Genomic DNA, 26,172 nt, shown 5'->3' with positions numbered 1-26,172 from the left:
CGTGCCCCCGACGCCCGGCGTCGGGGGCACCTGGCGCAACACCCCCGAATTCGATTCATTGCCGGTGTCCAAGCATGGCCAAGCCTGCGCTTCCCGATCCGTGGAGCTGCCGCCCCGCAGCGTCCAGTTCCTGTGACGTCGCACGATGAGCAGCGTGCCCAGCGACTTCGCCCTGCGCGAACGCCTGCAACCGTCATTGCTCGACCGGTTGACCGACGACGACCCCGGCCACCCGCAGGAAGGCACGGACAAGCGCGTGCTGTCCCTGAGCCAACTCAAGGCCTCGGTGCTGCGTGACCTGACCTGGCTGCTCAATACCACCTCGCTGCTCGACGCCGACGCCACCCTGCATACCCCGGCCGGCACCTCGGTGGTCAACTACGGCCTGCCGGCACTGGCCGGCTACAGTGCCTCGAGCATCGATATCCCGGCGCTGGAAAGCCTGATCCACAAGGCCATCGCCACGTTCGAGCCACGCATCCTGGCCAGCACCCTGCGGGTCCGCGCCCAGGTTGCCTACGGCGAGATGAACCACAACGCCCTGAGCTTCGAAATCGAGGGCGACCTGTGGGCCCTGCCGGCGCCCCTGCCGCTGCTGCTGCGCACCGACCTCGACCTGGAGTCCGGCCATGTCCGCGTGGTCCCGGCCGAGCAACGGAGACGTTCATGAACCCGCGCCTGCTCGACCTCTACAACCAGGAGCTGCAGCACGTCCGCGAAAGTGCCGCCGAGTTCGCCAAGGAATACCCGAAGATCGCCGGGCGCCTGACGCTGTCCGGGATCGACTGCGCCGACCCCTATGTCGAGCGCCTGCTGGAAGGTTTCGCCTACCTCACCGCGCGTGTGCAGCTCAAGCTCGATGCCGAGTACCCGACCTTCACCCACAACCTGCTGGAAATCGCCTACCCGCACTACCTGGCACCGACGCCGTCGATGACCGTGGTGCAGTTGCAGACCGACCCCGACGAGGGTTCGCTGGCCAGCGGTTTCACCCTGCCACGGGACAGCGTGCTGCGCGCGACCCTCGGCAAGGACACCCAGACCTCCTGCGAGTACCGCACCGCCCATGCGGTGACGCTGTGGCCGCTGCAGGTCAGCCAGGCCGAGTACTTCGGCAACCCGGCGACCGTGCTCGGCCGTCTGGCCGCCAGCGAGCCCAAGGCCAAGGCCGGCCTGCGCCTGACCCTGCGCACCGGCGCCGAGCTGCCCTTCAACCAGCTCGACCTGGACAACCTGCCGCTGTACCTCAATGGTGCCGACGAGCAACCGTTCCGCCTCTACGAACAACTGCTGGGCAATGCCTGCGCGGTCTTCGCCCGTGCTCCGGGCGGCGACTGGGTCGAGCGCCTGCCCCAGGACGCCCTGCGCTCCTGCGGCTTCGACGACCGCGAAGCGGCAATGCCGGTGGTGGCCCAGGCCTTCCAGGGCTATCGCCTGCTGCAGGAATACTTCGCCCTGCCCCAGCGCTACCTGTTCGTCGACTTCAGCGGGCTGGGCCGGGCGGTCAAACGCTGCAGCGGCCAGGAGCTGGAACTGATCGTGCTGTTCGAGCGCTTCGACCCGAGCCTGGAAAGCAGTGTCGACACCGCCCAGTTCGTGCCTTTCTGCACCCCGGCGATCAACCTGTTCCCGCGCCGCCTGGACCGCATCCACCTGTCCGAACGGGTCAACGAACACCATGTGATCGCCGACCGCACCCGGCCGATGGATTTCGAGATCCACTCGCTGACCGGCGTCACCGGCCACGGCACCGGGCCCGACCAGCCATTCCTGCCCTTCTACGCCGTGCGCGATCCGTCGCGCTACGGCCGCGACCAGGCCTACTACATCCTGCGCCGCGAGCCGCGGGTACTGTCCAGCGAGCAGCGGCGCAAGGGTACCCGCTCGACCTACATCGGCAGCGAAACCTTCGTCAGCCTGGTCGACAGCCAGCAGGCGCCCTACCGCCATGACCTGCGCCAGCTCGGCGTCAGCGCGCTGTGCACCAACCGCGACCTGCCGCTGTTCATGAGCGTGGGCAGCGGCAAGAGCGACTTCACCCTGGCCGACAGCGCCCCGGTATCGGCGGTGCGCTGCCTGGCCGGGCCGAGCCGGCCACGGGCCAGCCATGCCCACGACAACAAGGCCTGGCGCCTGATCAGCCAGCTCTCGCTGAACTACCTGTCGCTGAGCGAACAGGGCCAGGGCGCCGCGGCCCTGCGTGAGCTGCTGCGGCTGTACGGCGAGAGCAACGATGCCGCCCTGCAACTGCAGATCGAGGGCCTGCGCGAAGTCAGCAGCAAGGCCTGTACCCGGCGGCTGCCGATGCCCGGGCCGATCGTCTTCGGGCGCGGCCTGGAGATCACCCTGGAATTCGACGAGAACGCGTTCCGCGGCACCGGGGTGTTCCTCCTCGGCGCAGTGTTCGAACGCTTCCTGGCACGCTACGTGTCGATCAACAGTTTTACCGAGACGGTGATTCGAACCACCGAACGCGGCGAGATCATGCGATGGAAAGCCAAGCCCGGACGCCGTCCGACCCTGTGAGCACGCTCACGGCGATGCAAGCCGAGCCCTGGGAATACGACTTCTTCCAGGCGCTGCGGCGTATCGAGTGCGAATCGCCGCACCTGCCGCGCTTCGGCCATTCGCTGCGCCTGGCGGATGATCCGTTGCGCCTGGGTCAACAGCTGGACTGCGCCTTCGCCCCGGCGACCCTGGCCTCGATGACGCCCGCCAGCGACAACGCGCCGGCCCGTCTGGAGCAGTTCTTCTTCGGCCTCGGCGGCCCCAACGGCCCGTTGCCGCTGCACCTCACCGAATACGTGCGCGAGCGCCAGCGCAACAACGCCGACAGCACCAGCAAGCGTTTCCTCGACGTGTTCCACCACCGCCTGCTGAGCCTGTTCTATCGGGCCTGGGCCGAAGCGCGGCCGACCGTCAGCCATGACCGCCCGGACGACGACTACTGGTCCGGGCGCCTGGCCGCCCTCAGCGGCCGGGGCATGCCCGGCCTGCTCGACCAGGGCCTGGTTCCACCGACCGCCAAGCTGCACTTCAGCGGCCACCTCGCCGCCCAGACCCGCTACCCGGACGGCCTGAAAGCCATTCTCGGCGAGTACTTCGGCCTGCCGGTGGAGATCGAGGAATACGTCGGCCAGTGGCTGGAGTTGCCGGAACGCAGCCGTCTCGGCGTCACCGCCAACCAGCTCGGCGTGGACTTCTGCCTCGGCCGCCACGTGTGGGACCGCCAGCACAAGTTCCGCATCCGCTTCGGCCCGCTGAAGCTCGACGAATACATGAGCCTGCTGCCCGATGGCGAATCCTTCCACCACCTGGTGGCGTGGGTCGCCGAATACCTGGGACACGAGCTGGACTGGGACATCAACCTGGTCCTGGAACAGCCCGAAGTCCCCCGGCTGCAACTCAACGGCCAATTCCGCCTGGGTTTCAACACCTGGGTCGGCCAACCCGAAGAGGACGCCAGGGACCTGATCCTGGCCCGGCATTACGCCGAACACGCCACACCAGCCCACCACTCAAGGAGCACAGAGCATGGGTGAAATCAGTCGCGCCGCGCTGTTCGGCAAACTCAACAGCGTCGCCTACAAGGCCATCGAAGCCGCCACGGTGTTCTGCAAGCTGCGGGGCAACCCCTATGTGGAACTCGCCCACTGGTTCCACCAGTTGCTGCAGTTGCAGGACTCGGACCTGCACCGCCTGGTGCGCCAGTTCAACATCGAGCCGGCACGCCTGGCCCGTGACCTGACCGAGGCGCTGGACCGCCTGCCGCGCGGCTCGACCTCGATCACCGACCTGTCCTCCCACGTCGAGGAAGCGGTGGAACGCGGCTGGGTCTACGGCAGCCTGATGTTCGGCGAAAGCCAGGTGCGCACCGGCTACCTGGTGCTCGGCATCCTCAAGACCCCGAGCCTGCGCCACGCGCTGCTGGGGCTGTCGTCGGAGTTCGACAAGATCAAGGCCGAGGCCCTGAGCGAGCGTTTCGACGAGTACGTCGGCGATTCGCCGGAGAACAACCTGGGCGCCAGCGACGGCTTCAATGCCGGCGCCACGCCGGGCGAAGCCAGCGGTGCCATCGCGCCGAGCGCCATGGGCAAGCAGGAGGCGCTCAAGCGCTTCACCGTCGACCTGACCGAACAGGCCCGCAGCGGCAAGCTCGACCCGATCGTCGGCCGTGACGAGGAGATCCGCCAGTTGGTGGACATCCTCATGCGACGCCGCCAGAACAACCCGATCCTCACCGGCGAAGCCGGGGTCGGCAAGACCGCGGTGGTCGAGGGTTTCGCCCTGCGTATCGTCGCCGGCGACGTACCGCCGTCGCTCAAGGACGTCGAACTGCGCAGCCTCGACGTCGGCCTGCTGCAGGCCGGCGCGAGCATGAAGGGCGAGTTCGAACAGCGCCTGCGCCAGGTCATCGAGGACGTCCAGGCCTCGCCCAAGCCGATCATCCTGTTCATCGACGAAGCCCACACCCTGGTCGGTGCCGGTGGCGCCGCCGGTACCGGTGACGCGGCCAACCTGCTCAAGCCGGCGCTGGCCCGCGGCAGCCTGCGCACCGTGGCCGCGACCACCTGGGCCGAGTACAAGAAGCACATCGAGAAAGACCCGGCCCTGACCCGCCGCTTCCAGGTGGTGCAAGTACCGGAACCGTCGGAAGACAAGGCGCTGCTGATGATGCGCGGCGTCGCCTCGACCATGGAAAAACATCACCAGGTGCAGATCCTCGACGAAGCCCTGGAGGCCTCGGTCAAGCTGTCCCATCGCTACATCCCGGCGCGGCAACTGCCGGACAAGTCCGTCAGCCTGCTCGACACGGCCTGCGCGCGGGTCGCCATCAGCCTGCACGCGGTACCGGCCGAGGTCGACGACAGCCGGCGGCGTATCGAGGCGCTGGAGACCGAGCTGCAGATCATCGCCCGCGAACATGCCATCGGCATCGACACCGCCAGCCGCCGGAACGCCAGCGAAGAACGGCTCGCCAGCGAGCGCGAGCGCCTGGCCGAACTGGAAAGCCGCTGGGCCGAGGAGAAGAGCCTGGTCGACGAACTGCTCGCCACCCGGGCCGAGCTGCGTGAAAGCACCGGCGTGGTGGACAGCGATGTCGGCGGCGAACAGGGCCATGCCCTGCGCGAGAAACTGATCGACCTGCAACGGCGCCTCAGCGACCTGCAGGGCGAGAGCCCGCTGATCCTGCCGACCGTGGACTACCAGGCGGTGGCCTCGGTGGTCGCCGACTGGACCGGTATCCCGGTGGGCCGCATGGCCCGCAACGAGCTGGAAACCGTGCTCAACCTCGACCAGCACCTGAGCAAGCGCATCATCGGCCAGGATCATGCCCTGAGCATGATCGCCAAGCGCATCCAGACCTCCCGCGCCGGCCTCGACAACCCGAGCAAGCCGATCGGCGTGTTCATGCTCGCCGGCACCTCCGGCGTGGGCAAGACCGAAACCGCCCTGGCCCTGGCCGAGGCCATGTACGGTGGCGAGCAGAACGTCATCACCATCAACATGAGCGAGTTCCAGGAAGCCCACACCGTCTCCACCCTCAAGGGTGCCCCGCCCGGCTACGTCGGCTACGGCGAAGGCGGCGTGCTGACCGAAGCGGTTCGGCGCAAGCCCTACAGCGTGGTGCTGCTGGACGAGGTGGAGAAGGCCCACCCGGACGTGCACGAGATCTTCTTCCAGGTGTTCGACAAGGGCGTGATGGAAGACGGCGAAGGCCGGCTGATCGACTTCAAGAACACCCTGATCCTGCTCACCACCAACGCCGGTACCGAGCTGATCGCGCACCTGTGCAAGGACGCCGGCAACGTCCCCGACCCCGAGGACATCGCCAAGGCCCTGCGCCAGCCGTTGCTGGAGATTTTCCCGCCGGCGCTGCTCGGCCGCCTGGTGACCATTCCGTACTACCCGCTCAGCGACACCATGCTCAAGGCGATCACCCGCCTGCAGCTGGGGCGCATCAAGAAGCGCGTGGAAAGCACCCACAAGGTCGCCTTCGATTTCGACGACGAGGTGGTCGACCTGATCGTCTCGCGCTGCACCGAGACCGAGAGCGGCGGACGGATGATCGATGCGATCCTGACCAACAGCCTGCTGCCGGACATGAGCCGCGAGTTCCTCACGCGCATGCTCGAAGGCAAGCCGCTGGCGGGTGTGAGGATCAGCGTGCGGGATAACGAATTGCACTACCAGTTCAGCGACGTGGATGTCTGAGCCGGCCTCTTCGCGGGCAAGCCCTGCTCCTACAGGTCAGCGTCGCACACAGAGCACGTGTACGACGCAACACGTGTAGGAGCGTGGCTTGCCCGCGAAAGCGCCCGCCCAGACGCCACAACACCCAGAGATAACCGATGCTATTCACACAAGCCACCCGCCTGGCCCAGGTCCACAGCCCCCTCGGGCCGGATGTGCTGCTGCTCAAGGACATGGGCGGCGGCGAGGAGTTGGGGCGGCCGTTCGAATACGAATTGCACCTGACCTCCAACGACGGCGCCATCGACCTGAACCAGCTGCTGGGCAAACCCATGAGCCTCTCCCTGCAATTGCAGGGCGGGGCCAGCCGCTACTTCCACGGCATCGTCGCGCGCTGCAGCCAGAACGTCGACAGCGGCCAGTTCGCCAGCTACCAGGTGACCCTGCGACCCTGGCTCTGGCTGCTGACCCGCACCTCCGACTGCCGCATCTTCCAGCACATGACCATCCCGCAGATCATCAAGCAGGTGTTCCGCGACCTCGGTTTCTCCGACTTCGAAGACGTGCTCAGCCAGCCCTACCGCGAGTGGGAATACTGCGTGCAGTACCGCGAGAGCAGCTTCGACTTCGTCAGCCGGCTGATGGAGCAGGAAGGCATCTATTACTACTTCCGCCATGAGAAGGACCGCCACGTACTGGTGCTGGCCGACGCCTACGGTGCCCACCACCCGGCTCCCGGCTACGAGTCGATCCCCTACTACCCGCCGGATGGCCAGCACCGCGAGCGCGACCACCTCAACGGCTGGCAGTTGGCCCAGGAAGTCCAGCCCGGCTCCCTGGAACTCAACGACTACGATTTCCAGCGCCCCAGCGCACGGATCGACGTGCGCTCGACCATGCCGCGCCCGCACACCGCCGGTGACTATCCGCTGTACGACTACCCCGGCAGCTACGTGCAGAGCCAGGACGGCGAGCACTACGCGCGCACCCGCATCGAAGCGATCCAGAGCCTGCACGAGCGCGTGCAGCTCAACGGCAATGCCCGCGGCATCGGTGCCGGCAACCTGTTCAGCCTGACCGGCTTCGGCCGCCAGGACCAGAACCGCGAATACCTGATCGTCGCCGCGCGCTACTACCTCGCCCAGGAGAGCCTGGAGTCGGGCACCGGCACGGCGGGCTCGCAGTTCGAAAGCAGCCTGACCTGCATCGATGCCCAGCAGAGCTTCCGCCCATTGCCCAACACCACCCGGCCCATCGTCCGCGGCCCGCAGACCGCCGTGGTGGTCGGCCCGGCCGGCGAAGAGATCTGGACCGACCAGTTCGGCCGGGTCAAGGTGCACTTCCACTGGGACCGCCACGACCAGTCCAACGAAAACAGCTCCTGCTGGATTCGCGTGTCGCAGGCCTGGGCCGGCAAGAACTGGGGCTCGATGCAGATCCCGCGAATCGGCCAGGAAGTCATCGTCAGTTTCCTCGAAGGCGACCCCGACCGGCCGATCATCACAGGCCGGGTCTACAACGCCGAACAGACAGTGCCCTACGACCTGCCCGCCAATGCCACCCAGAGCGGCATGAAGAGCCGTTCGAGCAAGGGCGGCAGCCCGGCCAACTTCAACGAAATCCGCATGGAGGACAAGAAGGGGGCCGAGCAGTTGTACATCCATGCCGAGCGCAACCAGGACATCGTGGTCGAGGTCAATGAAAGCCACTCGGTGGGCAATGACCGCAACAAGAGCATCGGCCACGACGAGACCGTGCTGATCGGCAACAACCGGGTGCGCATCGTCAAGCAGCAGGACGTGCTCACCGTCGGCCAGAGCAAGACCGACAGCGTCAGCCAGAGCTACCTGATCGAGGTCGGCGAGAACCTGCGGCTGGTCTGCGGCGCCAGCGTGCTGGAGCTCAACGCCAGCGGCCAGATCAACCTGTGCGGCGTGCAGATCAGCTTCCACGCCAGCGGTGACGCGCAGTTCAACACCGGCGGCGTCCTGCACCTCAACAACGGCAATGGCCCCGACGCCGCCCCGGAAGGCGACGGTGTGAAAGGCACGATCGACGCCAAGGTGGCATCGGCCTTTCCCAAGGCCAAGTAAAAAGGACTTCACGCCATGACCTATCGCCTCAACGAATTCCAGTTCCAGCTACCCGACAGCGAGTTGCTCGATGCCTCGATCAACATCCTCAAGTTTCCGGAACTGGGCACGTCGCTGATCGTCAGCCGCAGCCTGCTGGCCGACGGCGAGGACCTGCGCAGCAACTTCGACAGCCAGCTCAAGCGCCTCGAACAGCAGGTCCAGGCACTGCGCTACCAGCCGCGCCAGGACGTGCGCCTGGGTGCGGACCAATCCCTCGATGCCATCGAATCGCGCAGCCAGTACAGCAAGGGCGCGGACAACGTCTACCAGTTCCAGCTGGCCTTCGTCCTGCCCGGCACGCGCAAGATGACTGCGCTCAGCTACGTCAAGGCACAGCCGCTGGGCGATGCCGAAGCCGCCCACTGGGCCACGATCAAGCACAGCCTGGCACTGGCCTGAGCCATGTCCGACGCACTCTGGGCCGCCCGCCTGGGAGACGGGCTGGAACACACCTCGGTGATGGCCGACATCGTCGGCGGCGTGCTGGAGGTGGCGGCCAACGTCGCCATCGGCGCACTGGCGACGGCGGCGGTGGTGGCCGCCACCGGCATCACGGTGGCCACCGGCGGTCTCGGCGCCTGCCTGCTGGGTGCGGTGGTCGGGGTGATCGTCGGCGTGGTGATGAGCAAGACCGGCGCCGACAAGGGTCTGAGCGACATGTGCGAGGGGATCGGCAACGCGCTGTTTCCGCCCACGGTGCAGGCGACCATCCAGACCGGCTCCAAAAATACCCTGACCAACTCGATTCCCGCCGCGCGCGCCGCCGGCACCGCACCACCGCCGGCACCGGCTGGCGCAGTGCCCGGCAGCGAGGCCGCCAACGTTCCCGAGGAAGCCGCGGCAGAGGAGGAAAGCCCCGGCTTCCTCGACATGGCCAAGGGTTTCTTCTCGCAGATGTGGCGGCCCACGGTCGCCAGCCCGGCACCCGGCACACAACCCAAGCCGCTGGACCTGGTGACCTGCACCAAGCACTCGCCGATGCCACAGCAGTATCTCGCCGAAGGCTCGGAAAAGGTCAGCATCAACGGCCAACCCGCCGTGCGCAGCGGCGACCGCAGCACCTGCGACGGCAAGGTGGTGTCCTCCGGCACCATCTCGCCGAACGTGACCATCGGTGGCAACTCGGTGGTGGTCCGCGAGATCCGTAGCGGCAAGACGCCGGGCATCGGCCTGGCGGTGACCGTGCTGATGATGCTCAAGGGCGGCAAGGGCAAGTTCCTGAGCAACCTGCCGTGCATGCTGCTGTCGGGGGTCAACTCGTTCGTCGTCAGCCAGGCCACCGGCGCCCTGACCCGGGCCATCGCCGGCTCGCCCAACCCGGTGCATGCCGCCACCGGCGCCAAGGTGCTGGGCGACGCGGATGAGCTGGATTTCGTCCTGCCCGGCATCCTGCCCATCGACTGGCAGCGCTTCTACAACAGCCGCGACGAACGCCAGGGCAGCCTGCTCGGCAGCGGCTGGAGCGTGCCCTATGAAGTCTGCGTGCAAGTCGAGCGGCATCCCGAGGGCGGCGAACGGCTGATCTACACCGACGAACAGGCGCGGCGCATCGACATGGGCACGATCCCCCTCGGCGGTGCGGTGTTCAGCGCCGGCGAAGGCCTGGCCGTGCGCCGTAATGGCAACGGCCAGTTGCTGATCGAGAGTGATGACGGTTTGTACCGGCTGTTCGAACCGACCCTGGCCGATCCTGCTCATCTGCGCCTGAGCCAGTTGGGCGATCGCAACGACAATCGCCTCTATCTCGACTACGACGAGTCGGGAAAGCTGACCCGCCTGCGCGACACCTTCGATCAGGTGCAGGTGGAACTGGTCTACAGCCCACAATGGCCACAGCGGATCGTGCAGATCGAGCGCCTGTATCCCGATCACCAGCGCGAGGTGCTGGTCAGCTACGCCTACGACAACGGCGGCGACCTGGCCGAAGTCCGCGATGCCCTCGGCCAGGTCCAGCGGCGTTTCGCCTATGACGAGCACAGGCGGATGGTCGAGCATCAGTTGCCCACCGGCCTGCGCTGCTTCTACCAGTGGGCCGAGGTCGGCAATCGCGAATGGCGAGTGATTCGCCACTGGACCGATGACGGCGACGAGTACCGCTTCGACTACGACCTGGACAGCGGCACCACGCGGATCACCGACGGTTTGAAGCGCGTGAGCATCCGACGCTGGAACCCGCAGCACCAGATCACCGAATACACCGACAACCTCGGCCAGACCTGGCAGTTCGAATGGAACGACGAGCGCCAGTTGCTCGGCGCCATCGATCCCCAGGGCGGACAGTACCGCTACAGCTACGACGAGGCCGGCAACCTCAGCGACAGCCTCGATCCGCTGGGACGCAGTGATTCAACCGTCTGGCTGGAACACTGGGCCCTGCCGCTGGTGGAGACCGATAGCGCCGGCCACAACTGGCAGTACCGCTACGACCCGCGTGGCAATTGCACCCACGAGACCGACCCGCTGGGCCAGGTCACCCAATACCGCTACGACGCCCGTGGCCAGGTGGTGCAGATCATCGACGCCAGCGGCAAGAGCAAGACTCTGCACTGGAACGACCTCGGGCAACTGACCGAGCACATCGACTGCTCCGGCTACCCCACGCGATTCGGCTACGACCGCCGTGGCTACCTGCAGGTGGTCACCGACGCCCTCGGCGAACGCACCACCTACCAGCACGACGCCCAGGGTAACCTGCTGCAGACCACGTTGGCCGACGGCCGCGTCGAACGGTACCTGCGCGACAGCAGCGGCCAGTTGACCGGCCATGTCGATCCGGCCGGCCACACCACCACCTACCAGTACGACCGCCGCGGCCAGGTGCGCCAGCGCATCGATGCCGTCGGACGCCAGGTACAGTTCAGCTACGATGCCTATGGCCGCCTGATGGCGCTGACCAATGAAAATGGTGAAAGCTACCGCTTCCTGTGGGACGCCGGCGACCGCCTGGTGGAACAGCAGGACCTCGACGGCAGCGCCCGGCGTTATGCCTACGACGGGCTGGATGACGTCACCCGCCTGGAGTATGTACCGGCCCCCTTCGGCACTGGGCTGGCCGCCGTGCCGAGCGAGCCGGTCAAACCCATCGTCCACCGGCTTGAACGCGATGCGGTCGGCCGGCTGGTGGCCAAGGTCACCGACGATGGCCGCACCGAATACAGCTATGACCCGGTCGACCAACTGACCGCCGTGACCTTCACCGACAACGCCGGACAGACCCAGAGCCTGGGCTTCGCCTACGATGCCCTTGGCCAGTTGCTGGAAGAACAGAGCGCGGCGGGCAGCCTTCAGCACCACTACGATGAACTGGGCAACCTGCAGCAGACGCAGTTACCGGACGGTCGCCGGATCAACCGCCTGCACTACGGCAGCGGGCACCTGCACCAGCTCAACCTCGACGGCCAGGTGATCAGCGACTTCGAGCGCGACCGCCTGCACCGCGAGGTTCTGCGCACCCAAGGCCAGCTCAGCACCCGCAGCGACTACGACCGCAGCGGCCGACTGCGCTCACGCCTGCGCCGCCCCGCCGGCCCACCCTCGGCCTTGCCGGCACCGGTACAGAAGCACTTCGACTACGACCCGGCCGACAACCTGATCGGCCGCCTGGACCAGCAACCCCCTGGTGACCGGCGCCAACTGCTGCACTACGACGCCACCGGACGGATCCTCGCCAGCCAGGACAACGTCCAGGGCCAGAGCGAAACCTTCGCCTACGACGCCGCAGCCAACCTGCTCGACGGCCCGGCGGCTGGCGCCGGCCTGGTGGTGCACAACAAGCTGCTGACCTACCAGGACAAGCGCTACCGCTACGACGCCTTCGGCCGGATGATCGAAAAGCGCAGCGGTAGCCGGCGGGTGCAACGCTTTGCCTACGACGCCGAACATCGGCTGATCGAGGTGCATAACCAGGACGGCGCGAAGCAGACCGTGGTGCGCATGCGCTACGACCCGCTGGGGCGGCGTATCGAGAAGACCGAGCAGGACAGCCACGGTTATCCACTGGGTGAGACACGTTTTACCTGGGATGGGCTGCGGTTGCTGCAGGAGCATCGGCACAGCCAGACAAGCCTGTACCTGTATGACGATGGAAGTTATGAGCCGCTGGCGCGTGTCGACGGGCTGGGCGCACTGCAAAAGGTGCGCTACTACCACAACGACCTCAACGGCCTGCCCGAGCAACTGACGGAAAGCGACGGACATACGCTGTGGCAGGCACGCTACAGGGTCTGGGGCAACACCCTGGAGGAAGTCCGTGAGCCCTATTACATCGAAGAGCAGAACCTGCGATTCCAGGGCCAGTACCTGGATCGTGAGACCGGCCTGCACTACAACACGTTCCGGTTCTACGACCCCGATATCGGACGCTTCACCACACCGGATCCGATTGGGCTACTGGGTGGCTTCAACCTCTATCAGTATGCCCCCAACCCGTTCGAGTGGATCGACCCGTGGGGATGGGCGCCTTGCAGCGCTACGACGAAAAAGTTGCAGGCGCACGCAAACGCTGCACGCAAGGCGGTCTACAAGAACCCGCAACGATCACTTACCGTCAAACAGCGGGCAGCGATAAAACGGGCTTATGACAGGGGTGACCTTGGCCAGGCCAGGTCGCGCTATAGACGGTATGTAGGCCAGCGGATCGATGCCGAGTTCAAGCGTCGCGTACAGGCGGACCCATCGTTGGCCCACCTCAATGTATCCAAGTCGGGTCAACGACTACCCGACGTGTATGATTCGAAGAATAAATCCTGGTGGGACCTGACAACCAAAGCTGACTGGGCCAGAGGCACCCACCAGCGACGTTACGGCGACTGGGGAAACGGCTACGAAGGAGTAACGTGGTGAACAACCGAACCGAATCGCAACTGCTCTCGGGCGTCAAGCGCGAAGACTGGGCACTGCCCGAGAAAACCCGCTTCGAGCAGGCCCTGATCAAGGGATGCGAGCTGAAGAACACCAACCTCGCCTACCCGATCTTCGACCAGAGCCTGCTGCAAGACTGCACATTCGAGAAGAGTGACTTCTCCAACGCGCGCTTCTTCAGCGCCACCGAGCTGGTACGATGCACCTTCAGGAACATCGACTTCCGCGCTGCGGGCCTCAATGACAGCGTGTTCCGCCAGTGCACTTTCATCAAATGCGACTTTCGCCAAAGCCCCTTCAATGATTGCGTCCTGGTCGATTGCCTGTTCGACACCTGCAAGATCATCGACAACACCTTCGACGCCGGAAAGCTGGAAAACTGCAGTTTTTCCGGCAAGCTCCAGGAAGTGAACTTCGTTGCAGAGCAACCGAACACCATGCTCCGGGCAGATTTCAGCGCTTGCATCCTGGACTACGTCACCTTCAAGAACTGCAACCTGGAACAGATTTCTCCACCGACGGACAGCCGCCACCTCTACGTCCGGGATCTGGCCGAACGCGCCAGGAAGGCCCTGGCCCAGGTCACGAGCCAACCCGAGAGCCCGCAGAACAACCTGCTCAAGCGCCGACTCAAGAACCTGGCCATGCAGCGTGGCGGCATCTTCAATCTGAAAAACCTGGTGGAGGTCGAAGGACAGGAGTTCGCCGATCAGCTCATTTCGCTGCTGCAACAACCTGGCTGAGACAGCCGGGGAACCTCTCACACAGGCACTGCGCGATCATGAAAAAACAGACCACGCTTTCTACGCTACTGGCCCTGGCGTTATCGACCGTGTGCGTCCCCGCACACGCCGCAACCTGGCAGGTCTGCCGCCTGGACCTGCGCGTCACCGAGGTCGTGAAACAACCCTATCCGCAGTTGCAGGCCCAGGTCCTGGAGGCCAGCCCGCAATCGGCGGCGGTCGAGTGTCCGGAGGCAGGCACGAGCCTCACCTTCACCCCGGAAACGCCCGACTACCAGAGCACCCTTCCACGCAAGCGCTGGCCCGGCAAGGGACAGACGGTACGGGTCGACTATCGCTATCTGGATGGCATGTGCAAGGGCGATGGCAACAGCCATCCGTGCCGCATCAGGCACTACCCCGTCGTGGGCCGCTGACGTCGATAGACGGGTGCGACTTCACGTCCCGATGTTCTGTTTGCGGGTTGGTCACAATCGTGGTCTATTCTTGAGTCGTCACCAGGATCGTCAACATGGGAGATGGCGTATGGATGCACGAGAAAGAGCGTTGATGCGGGCCAGCGTGGCGCTGGGGTTGCTGGTCAGTACGCTGAAGAAGCATGACCTGGGCGCCCCGCTATCCCTGGATGATCCCCTGCTCAGGGACATGCTCAGGCAACTTCAGGAGAATCTGCAGGAAGCCCAGGCCAACCATGCGGTGTCCAGTGCCATGATCCCGTTGAACAGGGCCTTCGCCCAGGGCACGCTGATCAATGCCGGCAACGTCGGCGCCCTGCTCAATCACTTGAAGAAGGTCGACGCCCTGCTCAAGGACGCCGGCCACCCCGCACAGGCAATGACCGCCTGACGCCGGCTCAGGCATTGGCCGGAACGAAGTCCGGCCCGCCGAGCTTGTCACGCACCATCAGCGCCGAACGCATCAGTGGCGTCCACATGCCATCCGGGCTGTTCCAGGCCGCGCCCGCCCAGCGGGTGTCGGCCTGCAGGTCGGCCTTGCGGCTTTCCAGCTGGCGCTTGAGTGCCACGGCCACACTGCCCAGGTCGACGTCGAACAGGTCGCCGTAGGGGCCCTGCGGCTGCTTGCGTTGTTTGTCCTGGCAGAAGCGGTAGTACCAGACCCAGTCATGGGCGATGTAGATCGCCCGGTTGCGATCCGGATAGGTCGCCAGGAGGGTCAGCAGGGCCGCGACGAAACGCGTCGGGAAGCTCGCATCGTGGGTTAGACGCCAGTACGGCACGATCAGTTGGTCGAAGGCCGCCACCACGTTCTGCGGCTCGTCGTTGTCGACCTTGGCTTCGAGGAAGTAGAACGGCTCGCCCACCAGGAACTTGTCCAGCTCATCGTTGGCCAGGGCCAGTTGCAGCACATTGTCGAACGGGTTGCTCATTGGATTTTCACTACATCGTGGGTCGACATCAGCACATTGACGTCATTACCGTGGGAAATCGGCACATTGTCCAGCACTGCCTCGCGCATGCCGCCCGGATAGGTCAGGCCGCCCGGGCGCCAGAGCGAGTTGACGCCCCCTTCGTTGCCGTTGGGCATCAGCACCTTGGGGTTGTCCAGGCTCACCATGTAGATGTCCTTGCCCACCAGCGAGCCGGGATCGTAGCCCAGGGCCGACTCCAGCACCGAGACATCGCCGGCCTTCTGGTACTCGGCCACCACGCCTTGCAGGTCGGACTTTGCCATGACGAACTTGTTCGGGTTGAACGAGCCGTACTTGGGGTTGGAAATGTCGTCGGCGGTGAACAGGAAGCCGCCGCCCTCGTCCTTGAAGGTCTGCAGGTGCCTGTCGATATACGAGCCCTCGAGGTAGTCGCTCGGCGGTGGCCGACTGCCCTTGGGAATCGCCATGATATCGGCTTCGGTCATGCCGGCCTTGTAGGCCGCCGCGCGCGGCGTCGGCGTCTCGGCGAGGCGCGCCATCTTCGGCCCCATGCCCAGCAGGGCCATGCCGGCAACGCCCTGTAGCAGGTCGCGGTAGCCCGGCCCCAGGCGATCGCCCAGTTGGCCCAGCAGCTCCATCCCCCCCATCATCGCCCCGCCGATCACGACGAAGCCACCCAGGGCGGCCAGCCCGGTCATGGCCGCCAGTATCGCCGCACCACCCAGCGCCGCCAGGCCCAGTGCTTCCAGGCCGGTGTGCATCCAGCCCTCGATATCCAGGACGAACGCCACGGCCACCGTCGGCCCGCCGATGAAGGTATTCGGGCTGCCGGTCTTGATGTGCGCGCCGCAGCTCATCTTGCTCTTCAGGCGCGCCGCCGGCTGGCCGTTGATATAGACCGTGGCGCTGCCTTCGGCGATCTCGACGTTGAACGGCCAGTACGGATGGTTCAGCGGCAGGCCCGAGCAGGAGTCCGCCGCATCGACGCCGGCGCGCATGGCGTTGCGACTGTTGATGAAGACATTCTGGCTGCCGAGTATCAACGTTCCGGTCGTCGGCTCCGGTAAATCGAAAATGGTGTTCAGGCCCTTGACGATCTGGAACATCGACAGCCCGCCAGCAGCGATCGAACCGGCCATGATCGCCAGCGCCGCGCCGCCGGTGGCTACGGTGGCGGCCACCACCGCAGCGCCGATCAGGGCACCGGCCACGGCACCGGCGACCATCGCGGCCACGCCGAAACCGTGGGCTATCTCATCGCCGAGGCGGGCGGCGGCCAACATGTCCATATTGACGATTGCCGCCGATCAGGTCCGGGGCTGCAGCTTGAGCGTCTGCAGAGCCGCCTTCCAGGCCGGCTCGTGGTGCACGAGGTCGTTCGGCGTGGTGGTCAGGGTGGCGATCAGGCCCACCGGCTGGCGATCGATGAACACCTGGCGCAGCATCAGCTCGCGCCCTTCGCGCTGCCAGCTGTAGTCGAGCAGCACGGCGGCGTGCTCGCTCAGCACGAAGTCCCAGCGCTTGATCAGGTTGAAACCGGGCAACTGCTGCCCGGCGCTTTTCAGTTGGGCCTCGACGTAGTCGGCAAACGGCGTGTCAGCGCGGCTCGGGTCGCGGCTGATGACGAAACTGGCTTCGCGCGCACCACCGACGGCGGGCAGCTTGAAGATGTTGAGGCTCTGGTCCTGCCAGGTCTCAGGAATGTCCAGCTCGGCTTCCTGGAGGCGGTATGCAGTCATGGTCGAAGACGCTTTCCATGCAGGTGGATGACTCGATGAGCCGCGAATCTTCAGGCAATAACTGGTAACAATCAAGGCGCCCGGCGCAACCATTCACCGAGCCATGACGCCGCTCTCATTTTTGTCCGCCGCCCAACCGGGCCGGCAATGAAAATGGGCACCCGATCCGATCGGCGTGCCCATTCTTCCCCAACACTCCCCTTGCTCCGGGAGTACTGCCATGAGGCTTACGGGTTGACGCTGTCTTTGAGCGACTTGCCCGGCTTGAACGCCACGGTGTTGCTGGCCTTGATTTTCACTGGCTCGCCGGTTTGCGGGTTCTTGCCGGTACGGGCGCCACGATGACGCTGCAGGAAGGTGCCGAAGCCCACCAGGGTCACGCTGTCTTTGCGGTGCAGCGCGCCGGTGATTTCTTCGAGAACCGCGTTGAGTACACGGTTGGCCTGTTCTTTGGTGAGATCCGCTTTTTCAGCGATTGCAGCGGCGAGTTCTGGTTTACGCATAGTGAAGCCTCTTTGACGGTTTTTTGTTGTTATGTCCGTGCTGTTCTTCCGGAACAGCGCCCAAAGCGCCGCAGGCTCTACGCTGCGACAGACGGGAGGAGAATGGCACGGCGTCGAGCCCCGCGCCAGTCTGCCTGCGACCTTTGTAGAGGCAAAAGCAGGGTGTTTACGACAGAAGGAGCGTTATTTACGCCAGCAGCGCCGGCAGTTCCTTGTTCAAGGCCAGTTTTTCCGCGACCGCGCCGCCGGTCAGGGCATAACCGAGCAGGCGACCACTGGCATCACGGCACAGCGCCTTGATGTCGGCACCCTGCCCCTCGACCGTCCAGGCGCCCTCCAGGCCCCGTGGCGGCGGCGATACCACCAGCGGGCAGACCGGCGTCTTCACCGTCACCGGCATGGCGCCATAGCTCACTGCCGTGGGGTTGCCGGCCAGGGTCTGGGCCAGGGCACGGGCACAGTTCATCAACGGCATGACGTAGAGCAGGTTCAGGCCATCGACCTCGGCGCAATCGCCCAAGGCGTAGATATTGGCGTGGGACGTGCGCAGATGGCGGTCGACCACCACCCCGCGGTTGACCTGCAGGCCCGCCGCCGCGGCCAGGTCGATGCGCGGGCGCAAGCCGATGGCCGAGACCACGACGTCACAGTCCAGGGTCTCGCCGTCGGACAGGTGCGCCTGCAGGTGATCGCCGACCCGTTGCAGACGGGTCAGCACCGGCCCCAGGTGGAAACGCGCGCCCAGGCCCTCCAGGCCGGCCTGTACCGCGGCGGCGGCTGCCGGATGCAGCAGGGTCGGCATGACCTGCTCGCAAGGCGCCACCAGGTCGACCTCGTAGCCGCCCAGGATCAGGTCGTTGGCGAACTCGCAGCCGATCAGCCCCGCGCCCAGCAGCAGCACGCGCTGCTTGCCGGCGACAGCAGCGCGGAAACGGGCGTAGTCCTCCAGATCGTTGATCGGGAAGATCGCCTCGGGCGCATCGCCCTCGACCGGTACCCGCACGGTTTCCGCGCCCCAGGCCAGGATCAGGTCGCGATAGGGCACCGCTTCCTCGCCGATCCACAGGCGCTTGTGGCCCGGGTCGATGCCGCTGATGCGGGTATGGGTGCGCACTTCGGCCTTGAGCTGTTCGGCCATGGCACCGGGTTCGGCCATGCTCAGGCCGTCGGCGTCCTTGTTCTTGGCAAAGCCGGTGGACAACATGGGCTTGGAGTAGGAACGCCCGTCATCGGCGGTAATCAGCAACAGCGGGGTTTCGCCGTCGAGCTTGCGAAACTCCCGGGCCAGGTTGTAACCGGCCAACCCGGTACCGACGATCACGACAGGTGCGTTCATTCCCTTCTCCACATCCATGATTGTTTGAAATTTGCTCGATCAGGCGATTTCGAACATCTCGAAATCCAACTTGCCGACGCCGCAGTCCGGGCACAGCCAATCCTCAGGCACATCTTCCCAGCGGGTACCCGGGGCGATGCCGTCATCCGGCCAGCCCTCGGCTTCGTTGTAGATCAGGCCACAGACCACACACTGCCACTTCTTCATGCGTTACTTCCTCGATTCCCAGGCATGTTCGGCACGGACGATCGATGGGTACGGCGTTGTCGTCCGGCTCAGGGCGTTTTGTACTGACCGAAGCCGGCAGATGCAAGCACGATCGCCAGCCATGACCGCCCAGGCGCTCTAATTGGCCGGATACCCTGTGGTAAGCTCGCGGCCTCACTGGCTGCCGATCAACTGCCCATCGTGTCGCACAACGCCCCTATTCCGGCCTCTCCCGCCTGGCTCACGCAGAGTCGACTGGCGCCCCAACCCAGCACTCGGACCCTCGACTGGCTGTTCGACGAAGGGTCACTGACCCGACGCCTGACCAGGCTTTGCGACAATGCCTTCAGCGTCACGCCACTGTTCGAGGGCTGGCAAGCGTTGCGCGACGACGAGTGCACCGCCCTCGAATTGCCGCCGGGGAGCCTCGGTTGGGTGCGCGAGGTCTATCTGCGCGGTCATGGCCAGCCCTGGGTGTTCGCCCGCAGCGTGGCGGCGCAGAGCGTGCTGCAACAGGGCGGGCTGAACCTGGATGAACTGGGCAGCCGCTCGCTGGGCGAACTGCTGTTCTGCGACCAGGCCTTCGAACGCCAGGCGATCGAGGTCTGCCATTACCCGGCACAATGGTTGCCGGCCGAACACCGTACCGACAACCTCTGGGGCCGCCGCTCGCGTTTCAACCGCGGGCCGTTGAGCCTGCTGGTGGCGGAGATCTTCCTGCCGAGTCTGTGGCAGGCCGTCGATGCCACCGAGGAGACCTGCTGATGTACCTCAACCTGCTCAAATCCCTGAACCGCCTGCATCCACGGGCCTGGGACTTCCTGCAACTGACGCGGATGGACAAGCCGATCGGCATCTACCTGCTGATGTGGCCGACCCTGAGCGCGCTGTGGATCGCCGCCAAGGGCGTGCCCTCGCTGAGCCATCTGCTGATCTTCGGCCTCGGCGTGGTGTTGACCCGCGCCGGCGGCTGCGCGATCAACGATTTCGCCGACCGCAAGGTCGACGGCCACGTCAAGCGCACCGAACAACGGCCGTTGGCAGCGGGCAGGATCAGCGGCAAGGAGGCAGTGGCGGTGTTCGCCCTGCTGATGGGCATCAGTTTCGTGCTGGTGCTGTGCACCAACGCCACCACCGTGTGGTTGTCCTTCGGTGCCCTGGCCCTGGCAGCCTGCTATCCCTTCATGAAACGCTACACCTACTACCCGCAGGTAGTACTGGGTGCCGCCTACTCATGGGGCATTCCGATGGCCTTCACCGCCCAGGACGGCAACCTGCCGGCGGCGGCGTGGCTGTTGTACATCGCCAACCTGATGTGGACGGTGGCCTTCGACACCTACTACGCGATGACCGACCGCGAGGACGACCTGAAGATCGGAGTGAAATCCACCGCGATCCTGTTCGGCGATGCCGACCGGGTGATCATCCTCACCCTGCAGGGACTGATGCTCGGCTGCCTGCTGCTGGCCGGCTCGCGCTTCGAACTGGGCGCCTGGTTCCATGTCGGGTTGCTGGTGGCGGCGGCGTGTTTCGCCTGGGAATTCTGGATGACCCGCGATCGCGATCCGCAGCGCTGCTTCAGGATGTTCCTGCACAACCATTGGGCGGGGCTGGCGATCTTCATCGGCGTGGTGCTGGATTACGCGCTGCGTTGAGCCTATTCCCAATCCACAGCAACCCAATACACCGCAGACTGTAGGAGCAGGGCTTGTCCGCGAATGGGCCCTCGAATTGGCTAAAGGCTTCGCGGGCAAGCCCGGCTCCTACAAGGGTCGCGAAAACCCTGGTTCACGGGTCCTCAGGGCTTGGCCACGTGCCAGACGCCGCCCTTGCCGTCGCCGGTCATGTCGCCGTCCTTCTTGTCGGCCTTGAAGGTGTACAGCGGCTTGCCGTCATAGGCCCACTGCAGCTTGCCGTCATCGCGCTTGATCACGCTCCACTTGCCCGAGGCCTTGTCCGTGGCGGTGGCGGCCAGCGGCGGCCAGTTGGTCTCGCAGGGGTCGCCGTTGCACATCGACTTGCCCGCGGCGTCCTTGTCGAAGGTATAGAGCGTCATGCCATGATGGTCGACCAGCATTCCACCCTTGGCCATGGCAGGTTCGGCGGCAGAGGCCAGCGCCGGCAGGGCCAGCACGGCGGCAACCATCAGGGCCTTGAGCGAAAACGAAGAGTTAGTCATCAGAACCTTCCTTTTGTGGTTGTAGATTCGAACCCCCAGCTTAGTTCATGAAACTGGCTATCGTCGGCAACGCGGAAAAGCTGTCACATGACTGCAATAATTTCGTTATCTAATGCGGCGCAAGACAGTTCAATGACAAGAGGATTAAGGGACATGGTTGGCAGGAGCATTCTGATCGTCGATGACGAAGCCCCGATTCGGGAGATGATCGCTGTCGCCCTGGAAATGGCCGGCTATGACTGCATGGAAGCGGAAAACTCCCAGCAGGCCCATGCGATCATCGTCGACCGCAAGCCTGACCTGATCCTGCTCGACTGGATGCTGCCCGGCACCTCGGGCATCGAACTGGCCCGCCGCCTCAAGCGCGACGAGCTGACCGGCGACATCCCGATCATCATGCTCACCGCCAAGGGCGAGGAAGACAACAAGATCCAGGGGCTGGAAGTCGGTGCCGACGACTACATCACCAAACCGTTTTCCCCCCGGGAACTGGTGGCCCGCCTGAAGGCCGTGCTCCGTCGCGCCGGCCCGACCGACGGCGAAGCGCCGATCGAAGTCGGTGGCCTGCTGCTCGACCCCATCAGCCACCGCGTGACCATCGACGGCAAGCCGGCCGAGATGGGTCCCACCGAATATCGCCTGTTGCAGTTCTTCATGACCCACCAGGAACGCGCCTACACCCGCGGGCAGTTGCTGGACCAGGTCTGGGGCGGCAACGTCTATGTCGAAGAGCGTACCGTCGATGTGCATATCCGCCGCCTGCGCAAGGCCCTCGGCGATGCCTACGAAAATCTGGTACAAACCGTGCGCGGCACCGGCTACCGGTTTTCCACCAAGGGCTGAGCCGCCTTACGCGCACTGACCGCTGACAAGGACGCATGTTGAAGTGAATCAGAACTGGCATGGCACCCTGATCCGCCATCTGTTGTTGCTCGTGACCGGCTGCCTGCTGGTCGGCCTGATCAGCGGCTATTACAGCTGGGCCCTGGCCGTGGGCCTGGGGATTTACCTCGTCTGGACCCTCAAGCAACTGCTGCGCCTGCATGAGTGGCTGCGTCTGCACAAACCCGACGAGGCACCGCCCGATGGCTACGGCCTGTGGGGCGACGTGTTCGACAGCATCTACCACCTGCAACGCCGCGACCAACGCGTGCGCGGCCGCCTGCAGGCGGTGATCGACCGGGTCCAGGAGTCCACCGCGGCGCTCAAGGACGCGGTGGTCATGCTCGACAGCGACGGCAACCTGGAATGGTGGAACCGCGCCGCCGAAACCCTGCTCGGCCTCAAGACCCCGCAGGACAGCGGCCAGCCGGTGACCAACCTGGTACGCCACCCGCGCTTCAAGGAATACTTCGAGCAGGACAACTACGCCGAACCGCTGGAAATCCCCTCGCCCACCAACGACCGCCTGCGCATCCAGCTGCACATCACCCGCTACGGCAACAACGAGCATCTGATGCTGGTCCGTGATGTCACCCGCATCCACCAGTTGGAGCAGATGCGCAAGGATTTCATCGCCAACGTCTCCCACGAGTTGCGCACCCCGCTGACGGTGATCTGCGGCTACCTGGAGACCCTGCTGGACAACGTCGAGGACGTGAACCCGCGCTGGTTGCGCGCCCTGCAGCAGATGCAGCAGCAAGGCGGTCGCATGCAGACGCTGCTCAACGACCTGCTGTTGCTGGCCAAGCTGGAGGCCACCGACTACCCATCGGACAACCATCCGGTGCAGGTCGATAGCCTGCTGCAGACGATCCGCAACGATGCCCAGGCGCTGTCCGGGCAACTCAACCAGACCATCACCGTCGAAGCCGATCCGGGCATCCGTCTCAAGGGCAGCGAGGGTGAACTGCGCAGTGCCTTCTCCAACCTGGTGTTCAATGCCGTCAAGTACACTCCGGCCGAGGGCACCATTCGCGTACGCTGGTGGGGCGACGAACAGGGCGCGCACCTCAGCGTCCAGGACTCGGGGATCGGCATCGACAACAAGCACCTGCCGCGCCTGACCGAGCGCTTCTACCGCGTCGACTCCAGCCGCAACTCCAACACCGGCGGCACCGGCCTGGGCCTGGCCATCGTCAAGCACGTGCTCCTGCGCCATCGGGCGCGCCTGGAGATCAGCAGCGTGCCGGGCCACGGCAGCACCTTCACCTGTCATTTCGCGCCGGCCCAGGTCGTGCGTTCGCAAAAGAACGAACTCTCCGTCTGAATGCGCGGTCCCATCGGGATCAGGCACACGGGCCACTAGTGGCCTGTACGGTTAATTCGAATACTCAAATTCGGGCCCAGGGGTTTGCCAGGCAAGGCGCCATGACGAGTCGTAGCAGGGCTACGGCGAGGAATGGCAACGCTGTCTGGCGAAGCCATGGGCCCGGAGTGGAGCATGCGAATTAGCCACACAGGCCACTAGGCAAGGGGCCCGTGTGCCGCTACATTGGAAGGCTTGGGCCTGCCTTTCAGGCCGCGAAACACAACTTCAAATTGAAATATGGAACCCGTAAAACCCCATCATGGACCCTTCCCCTAGTAGCTTGACCCTCTTCTCGATATTCGCCGATTTCGGCATGATTCTCTTTGCTCTGCTGCTGGTATTGCTCAACGGTTTCTTCGTTGCGGCCGAGTTCGCCATGGTCAAGCTGCGCTCGACCCGCGTCGAAACCATCGCCCAGCATAACGGCTGGCGCGGGCAGATCCTGCGCACCGTGCACAGCCAGCTGGACGCCTACCTGTCCGCCTGCCAGCTGGGTATCACCCTGGCCTCGCTGGGCCTGGGCTGGGTCGGTGAGCCGGCCTTCGCCCACCTGCTGGAACCGGTGCTCGGCGCCATCGGCGTAAGCTCTCCCGAAGTGATCAAGGGCGTGTCGTTCTTCACCGCCTTCTTCATCATTTCCTACCTGCACATCGTGGTCGGCGAGCTGGCACCCAAGTCCTGGGCCATCCGCAAGCCGGAGCTGCTGTCGCTGTGGACGGCGGTGCCGCTGTACCTGTTCTACTGGCTGATGTACCCGGCCATCTACCTGCTCAACGCCAGCGCCAACGCCATCCTGCGTATCGCCGGCCAGGGCGAGCCCGGCCCGCATCACGAACACCACTACAGCCGTGAAGAGCTCAAGCTGATCCTGCACTCCAGCCGCGGCCAGGACCCCAGCGACCAGGGCATGCGCGTACTGGCCTCGGCCGTGGAAATGGGCGAGTTGGAGGTGGTCGACTGGGCCAACTCCCGCGAAGACCTGGTGACCCTGGACTGCAACGCCCCGCTCAAGGAAATCCTGGCGCTGTTCCGTCGCCACAAGTTCAGCCGCTACCCGGTATACGACGCCGAGCGCAATGTGTTCGTCGGCCTGCTGCACATCAAGGACCTGTTGCTGGAACTGGCGGCCCTGGACCACATCCCCGAGTCGTTCAACCTGGCCGAACTGACCCGCCCGCTGGAGCGCGTGTCCAAGCACATGCCGCTGTCGCGCCTGCTCGAGCAGTTCCGCCAGGGCGGCTCGCACTTCGCCCTGGTCGAGGAAGCCGACAGCAAGGTGATCGGCTACCTGACCATGGAAGACGTGCTCGAAGTGCTGGTCGGCGACATCCAGGACGAACACCGCAAGGCCGAACGCGGCATCCTCGCCTACCAGCCGGGCAAGTTGCTGGTGCGCGGTGACACGCCGCTGTTCAAGGTCGAGCGCCTGCTGGGTATCGACCTGGACCATATCGAGGCCGAAACCCTCGCCGGCCTGGTCTACGAGAGCCTGAAGCGGGTGCCCGAGGAGGAAGAGGTGATGGAAGTCGAAGGCCTGCGCATCATCATCAAGAAGATGAAGGGGCCGAAGATCATCCTGGCCAAGGTCCTCAAGCTCGACTGACGCCCCGGGCGAACGGATGCCAGGCCTGTGGGAGGCTCCAGGCTTGCCGGCCTGTTCGCGGCGGTGCGGCGTTCCGACAAGGCACGCTCCTACAGGTCAGCGTCCAACCCGTGGTCTCACTGCCCGCCCACGGCGAAGTTCGGCAACGCCTCCATCGGCTGGCTGAACTGATACGGAATCGACACCAGGCCCAGCCCGGTATTGCGCTGCACCACGAAATGCAGGTGCGGCCCCGTGCTGTTGCCGGTGTTGCCCGACAGCCCCAGCGGGCTCCCCACCGCCACCCGCTGCCCCTCGCGCACGGTCACCGAGCCCTGCTTGAGATGCAGGTAGACACCCATGGTGCCGTCGTCATGCAGGATCCGCACGAAGTTGCCCGCAGGGTTCTTGCCACGCCCGGACTGGTCGTTCTCGGTCTTGACCACGACCCCACCCCGCGCGGCGATGATCGGCGTACCGACCGGCATGGCGATATCCATCGCATAGCGGCTCTTGGCGCCATGATGGCTGTATTCGCCGTTCGGCCCCTGGGTCAGGCGAAAGGGCCCGCCGCGCCAGGGAAACGGATAACGATAGCCCTGAGCCTGGCCTGAAGGGTCACCAAGGGAATAGCGGAATTTGGGGGTATACAGGAACGGTTGCCCGGCCTGGCTCGCGCTGAGCAGCGCCAGACGCTGGTGACTGCGCGCCGGCAACACCTTGCGAATCGGCTGCACGGGCGCTCCGCTGACGTTCTTCAGCGCGGCGAAACTCAACTCGATTTCCACCGGCGCATACAGGTCGTTACGCACGAACACCTCGTCGCCACCCTTCTGCCTGCGAATGTCCAGGCGCACCTGGCGCTCCAGGTGCTCGACCATCCGATCGCGAAACACGAACACCTGGGCCCCCGGCGCCGGGCGGTCGCTGTAGGTGACCACGCCATTGGCGTCCACGTACTTGTAGACCGTCATGGCCGCAGCCGAGGCGGCAACCATCAGCAGGCCACAGGAAAACAACAGGCGCAGGAACAACATAGGGCAAGCCGCCAA

Annotated in this window: 23 protein-coding genes; 15 read left to right on the top strand and 8 right to left on the bottom strand. The window is 65.1% G+C overall.

All coding sequences use genetic code 11. The annotated features are described in order from the left end of the window. The first annotated feature begins 145 nt into the window (after nucleotides 1-145). From tssE to PF66_RS18410, 10 genes are all read left to right on the top strand, one after another. The gene (gene tssE / locus PF66_RS18455) at nucleotides 146-670 is read left to right on the top strand and encodes a type VI secretion system baseplate subunit TssE (RefSeq protein WP_301600297.1); all 525 of its coding nucleotides are present in this window, start codon (nucleotides 146-148) and stop codon (nucleotides 668-670) included. Then, entirely contained in the window at nucleotides 667-2,526 is a 1,860-nt protein-coding gene (tssF, locus tag PF66_RS18450) for a type VI secretion system baseplate subunit TssF (protein ID WP_054063478.1), read from the top strand. The genes tssE and tssF overlap by 4 nt, the downstream gene beginning before the upstream one ends. Further along, nucleotides 2,490-3,542 carry a type VI secretion system baseplate subunit TssG gene (gene tssG / locus PF66_RS18445; RefSeq protein WP_054059472.1) on the top strand — a complete coding sequence of 351 codons (1,053 nt, stop codon included), beginning with the start codon at nucleotides 2,490-2,492 and terminating at the stop codon, nucleotides 3,540-3,542. The genes tssF and tssG overlap by 37 nt, the downstream gene beginning before the upstream one ends. Beyond that, nucleotides 3,535-6,216 carry a type VI secretion system ATPase TssH gene (gene tssH, locus PF66_RS18440; protein WP_054063477.1) on the top strand — a complete coding sequence of 894 codons (2,682 nt, stop codon included), beginning with the start codon at nucleotides 3,535-3,537 and terminating at the stop codon, nucleotides 6,214-6,216. The genes tssG and tssH overlap by 8 nt, the downstream gene beginning before the upstream one ends. Before the next feature lie 137 nt (nucleotides 6,217-6,353). Continuing rightward, the gene (locus tag PF66_RS18435) at nucleotides 6,354-8,288 is read left to right on the top strand and encodes a type VI secretion system Vgr family protein (protein WP_054063476.1); all 1,935 of its coding nucleotides are present in this window, start codon (nucleotides 6,354-6,356) and stop codon (nucleotides 8,286-8,288) included. Between the two features lie 15 nt (nucleotides 8,289-8,303). Next, the gene (locus tag PF66_RS18430) at nucleotides 8,304-8,729 is read left to right on the top strand and encodes a DcrB-related protein (protein ID WP_054059470.1); all 426 of its coding nucleotides are present in this window, start codon (nucleotides 8,304-8,306) and stop codon (nucleotides 8,727-8,729) included. Between the two features lie 3 nt (nucleotides 8,730-8,732). Beyond that, nucleotides 8,733-13,172 carry an RHS repeat-associated core domain-containing protein gene (locus PF66_RS18425; RefSeq protein ID WP_081009881.1) on the top strand — a complete coding sequence of 1,480 codons (4,440 nt, stop codon included), beginning with the start codon at nucleotides 8,733-8,735 and terminating at the stop codon, nucleotides 13,170-13,172. Beyond that, complete coding sequence (locus PF66_RS18420; protein ID WP_192842686.1) at nucleotides 13,169-13,933, top strand: pentapeptide repeat-containing protein; 765 nt, start codon at nucleotides 13,169-13,171, stop codon at nucleotides 13,931-13,933. Before PF66_RS18425 ends, PF66_RS18420 begins: the two co-directional genes overlap by 4 nt. A gap of 38 nt (nucleotides 13,934-13,971) precedes the next feature. Continuing rightward, nucleotides 13,972-14,349 (top strand): hypothetical protein, encoded by a 378-nt coding sequence (locus PF66_RS18415; RefSeq protein ID WP_054057803.1) that lies wholly within the window; start codon nucleotides 13,972-13,974, stop codon nucleotides 14,347-14,349. 109 nt (nucleotides 14,350-14,458) lie between these two features. Further along, nucleotides 14,459-14,779: a hypothetical protein gene (locus tag PF66_RS18410; RefSeq protein WP_239687951.1), complete on the top strand. Its 321-nt coding sequence runs from the start codon at nucleotides 14,459-14,461 to the stop codon at nucleotides 14,777-14,779. A 7-nt stretch (nucleotides 14,780-14,786) separates the two neighbouring features. Here PF66_RS18410 and PF66_RS18405 read toward each other — a convergent pair whose 3' ends face one another. The 6 genes from PF66_RS18405 to PF66_RS18380 all read right to left on the bottom strand — a co-directional run bounded on the left by PF66_RS18405 (nucleotide 14,787) and on the right by PF66_RS18380 (nucleotide 19,108). Continuing rightward, on the bottom strand, nucleotides 14,787-15,320 hold the full coding sequence (locus tag PF66_RS18405; protein WP_054057805.1) for a hypothetical protein: 534 nt from the start codon (nucleotides 15,318-15,320) through the stop codon (nucleotides 14,787-14,789). Continuing rightward, on the bottom strand, nucleotides 15,317-16,612 hold the full coding sequence (locus PF66_RS18400) for a PAAR domain-containing protein (RefSeq protein ID WP_054063475.1): 1,296 nt from the start codon (nucleotides 16,610-16,612) through the stop codon (nucleotides 15,317-15,319). The genes PF66_RS18405 and PF66_RS18400 overlap by 4 nt, the downstream gene beginning before the upstream one ends. Before the next feature lie 18 nt (nucleotides 16,613-16,630). Further along, entirely contained in the window at nucleotides 16,631-17,062 is a 432-nt protein-coding gene (locus PF66_RS18395) for a DcrB-related protein (RefSeq protein WP_054057806.1), read from the bottom strand. A gap of 227 nt (nucleotides 17,063-17,289) precedes the next feature. Further along, nucleotides 17,290-17,565: an HU family DNA-binding protein gene (locus PF66_RS18390; protein ID WP_003213368.1), complete on the bottom strand. Its 276-nt coding sequence runs from the start codon at nucleotides 17,563-17,565 to the stop codon at nucleotides 17,290-17,292. Nucleotides 17,566-17,752: 187 nt separating this feature from the next. After that, nucleotides 17,753-18,901, bottom strand: a complete 1,149-nt coding sequence (locus PF66_RS18385; protein ID WP_054063474.1) for an NAD(P)/FAD-dependent oxidoreductase — start codon at nucleotides 18,899-18,901, stop codon at nucleotides 17,753-17,755. Nucleotides 18,902-18,940: 39 nt separating this feature from the next. After that, entirely contained in the window at nucleotides 18,941-19,108 is a 168-nt protein-coding gene (locus tag PF66_RS18380; protein WP_054063473.1) for a rubredoxin, read from the bottom strand. A 201-nt stretch (nucleotides 19,109-19,309) separates the two neighbouring features. Here PF66_RS18380 and PF66_RS18375 point away from each other — a divergent pair, with 201 nt between their 5' ends. Next, nucleotides 19,310-19,873 carry a chorismate--pyruvate lyase family protein gene (locus PF66_RS18375; RefSeq protein WP_054063472.1) on the top strand — a complete coding sequence of 188 codons (564 nt, stop codon included), beginning with the start codon at nucleotides 19,310-19,312 and terminating at the stop codon, nucleotides 19,871-19,873. Beyond that, nucleotides 19,873-20,763 (top strand): 4-hydroxybenzoate octaprenyltransferase, encoded by an 891-nt coding sequence (gene ubiA / locus PF66_RS18370; RefSeq protein ID WP_054057811.1) that lies wholly within the window; start codon nucleotides 19,873-19,875, stop codon nucleotides 20,761-20,763. The genes PF66_RS18375 and ubiA overlap by 1 nt, the downstream gene beginning before the upstream one ends. A gap of 143 nt (nucleotides 20,764-20,906) precedes the next feature. Here the strand turns inward: ubiA and PF66_RS18365 are convergent, their stop codons facing one another. Next, nucleotides 20,907-21,287 (bottom strand): COG4315 family predicted lipoprotein, encoded by a 381-nt coding sequence (locus tag PF66_RS18365; RefSeq protein ID WP_054057812.1) that lies wholly within the window; start codon nucleotides 21,285-21,287, stop codon nucleotides 20,907-20,909. 153 nt (nucleotides 21,288-21,440) lie between these two features. On the opposite strand from PF66_RS18365, the gene phoB reads away from it, so the two are divergent. The 3 genes from phoB (at nucleotide 21,441) to PF66_RS18350 (ending at nucleotide 25,141) form a co-directional block, all read left to right on the top strand. Further along, nucleotides 21,441-22,130, top strand: coding sequence for a phosphate regulon transcriptional regulator PhoB (gene phoB / locus PF66_RS18360; protein WP_010447794.1), 690 nt, complete (start codon nucleotides 21,441-21,443; stop codon nucleotides 22,128-22,130). Nucleotides 22,131-22,173: 43 nt separating this feature from the next. After that, entirely contained in the window at nucleotides 22,174-23,496 is a 1,323-nt protein-coding gene (gene phoR / locus PF66_RS18355) for a phosphate regulon sensor histidine kinase PhoR (protein ID WP_054057813.1), read from the top strand. A 301-nt stretch (nucleotides 23,497-23,797) separates the two neighbouring features. Next, a complete protein-coding gene (locus PF66_RS18350) occupies nucleotides 23,798-25,141 on the top strand; it encodes a hemolysin family protein (RefSeq protein WP_054063471.1) in 1,344 nt (447 codons plus the stop codon). A gap of 116 nt (nucleotides 25,142-25,257) precedes the next feature. Here PF66_RS18350 and PF66_RS18345 read toward each other — a convergent pair whose 3' ends face one another. Further along, nucleotides 25,258-26,154, bottom strand: coding sequence for a peptidoglycan DD-metalloendopeptidase family protein (locus PF66_RS18345; RefSeq protein ID WP_193394216.1), 897 nt, complete (start codon nucleotides 26,152-26,154; stop codon nucleotides 25,258-25,260). Between the last annotated feature and the right edge of the window lie 18 nt (nucleotides 26,155-26,172).

It is taken from the genome of Pseudomonas asplenii (genome assembly GCF_001293465.1).
Lineage (GTDB): Bacteria > Pseudomonadota > Gammaproteobacteria > Pseudomonadales > Pseudomonadaceae > Aquipseudomonas > Aquipseudomonas fuscovaginae_B.
The sequence above is the reverse complement of the archived record's forward strand: the minus strand, read 5'-3'. Positions and strand labels throughout refer to the sequence as shown.

Coding starts and splice junctions, on each gene's coding strand:
- tssE (WP_301600297.1), top strand. CDS start 146: ATGAGCAGCGTGCCCAGCGACTTCGCCCTGCGCGAACGCCTGCAACCG.
- tssF (WP_054063478.1), top strand. CDS start 667: ATGAACCCGCGCCTGCTCGACCTCTACAACCAGGAGCTGCAGCACGTC.
- tssG (WP_054059472.1), top strand. CDS start 2,490: ATGGAAAGCCAAGCCCGGACGCCGTCCGACCCTGTGAGCACGCTCACG.
- tssH (WP_054063477.1), top strand. CDS start 3,535: ATGGGTGAAATCAGTCGCGCCGCGCTGTTCGGCAAACTCAACAGCGTC.
- PF66_RS18435 (WP_054063476.1), top strand. CDS start 6,354: ATGCTATTCACACAAGCCACCCGCCTGGCCCAGGTCCACAGCCCCCTC.
- PF66_RS18430 (WP_054059470.1), top strand. CDS start 8,304: ATGACCTATCGCCTCAACGAATTCCAGTTCCAGCTACCCGACAGCGAG.
- PF66_RS18425 (WP_081009881.1), top strand. CDS start 8,733: ATGTCCGACGCACTCTGGGCCGCCCGCCTGGGAGACGGGCTGGAACAC.
- PF66_RS18415 (WP_054057803.1), top strand. CDS start 13,972: ATGAAAAAACAGACCACGCTTTCTACGCTACTGGCCCTGGCGTTATCG.
- PF66_RS18410 (WP_239687951.1), top strand. CDS start 14,459: ATGGATGCACGAGAAAGAGCGTTGATGCGGGCCAGCGTGGCGCTGGGG.
- PF66_RS18405 (WP_054057805.1), bottom strand. CDS start 15,320: ATGAGCAACCCGTTCGACAATGTGCTGCAACTGGCCCTGGCCAACGAT.
- PF66_RS18400 (WP_054063475.1), bottom strand. CDS start 16,612: ATGGACATGTTGGCCGCCGCCCGCCTCGGCGATGAGATAGCCCACGGT.
- PF66_RS18395 (WP_054057806.1), bottom strand. CDS start 17,062: ATGACTGCATACCGCCTCCAGGAAGCCGAGCTGGACATTCCTGAGACC.
- PF66_RS18390 (WP_003213368.1), bottom strand. CDS start 17,565: ATGCGTAAACCAGAACTCGCCGCTGCAATCGCTGAAAAAGCGGATCTC.
- PF66_RS18385 (WP_054063474.1), bottom strand. CDS start 18,901: ATGAACGCACCTGTCGTGATCGTCGGTACCGGGTTGGCCGGTTACAAC.
- PF66_RS18380 (WP_054063473.1), bottom strand. CDS start 19,108: ATGAAGAAGTGGCAGTGTGTGGTCTGTGGCCTGATCTACAACGAAGCC.
- ubiA (WP_054057811.1), top strand. CDS start 19,873: ATGTACCTCAACCTGCTCAAATCCCTGAACCGCCTGCATCCACGGGCC.
- PF66_RS18365 (WP_054057812.1), bottom strand. CDS start 21,287: ATGACTAACTCTTCGTTTTCGCTCAAGGCCCTGATGGTTGCCGCCGTG.
- phoB (WP_010447794.1), top strand. CDS start 21,441: ATGGTTGGCAGGAGCATTCTGATCGTCGATGACGAAGCCCCGATTCGG.
- PF66_RS18350 (WP_054063471.1), top strand. CDS start 23,798: ATGGACCCTTCCCCTAGTAGCTTGACCCTCTTCTCGATATTCGCCGAT.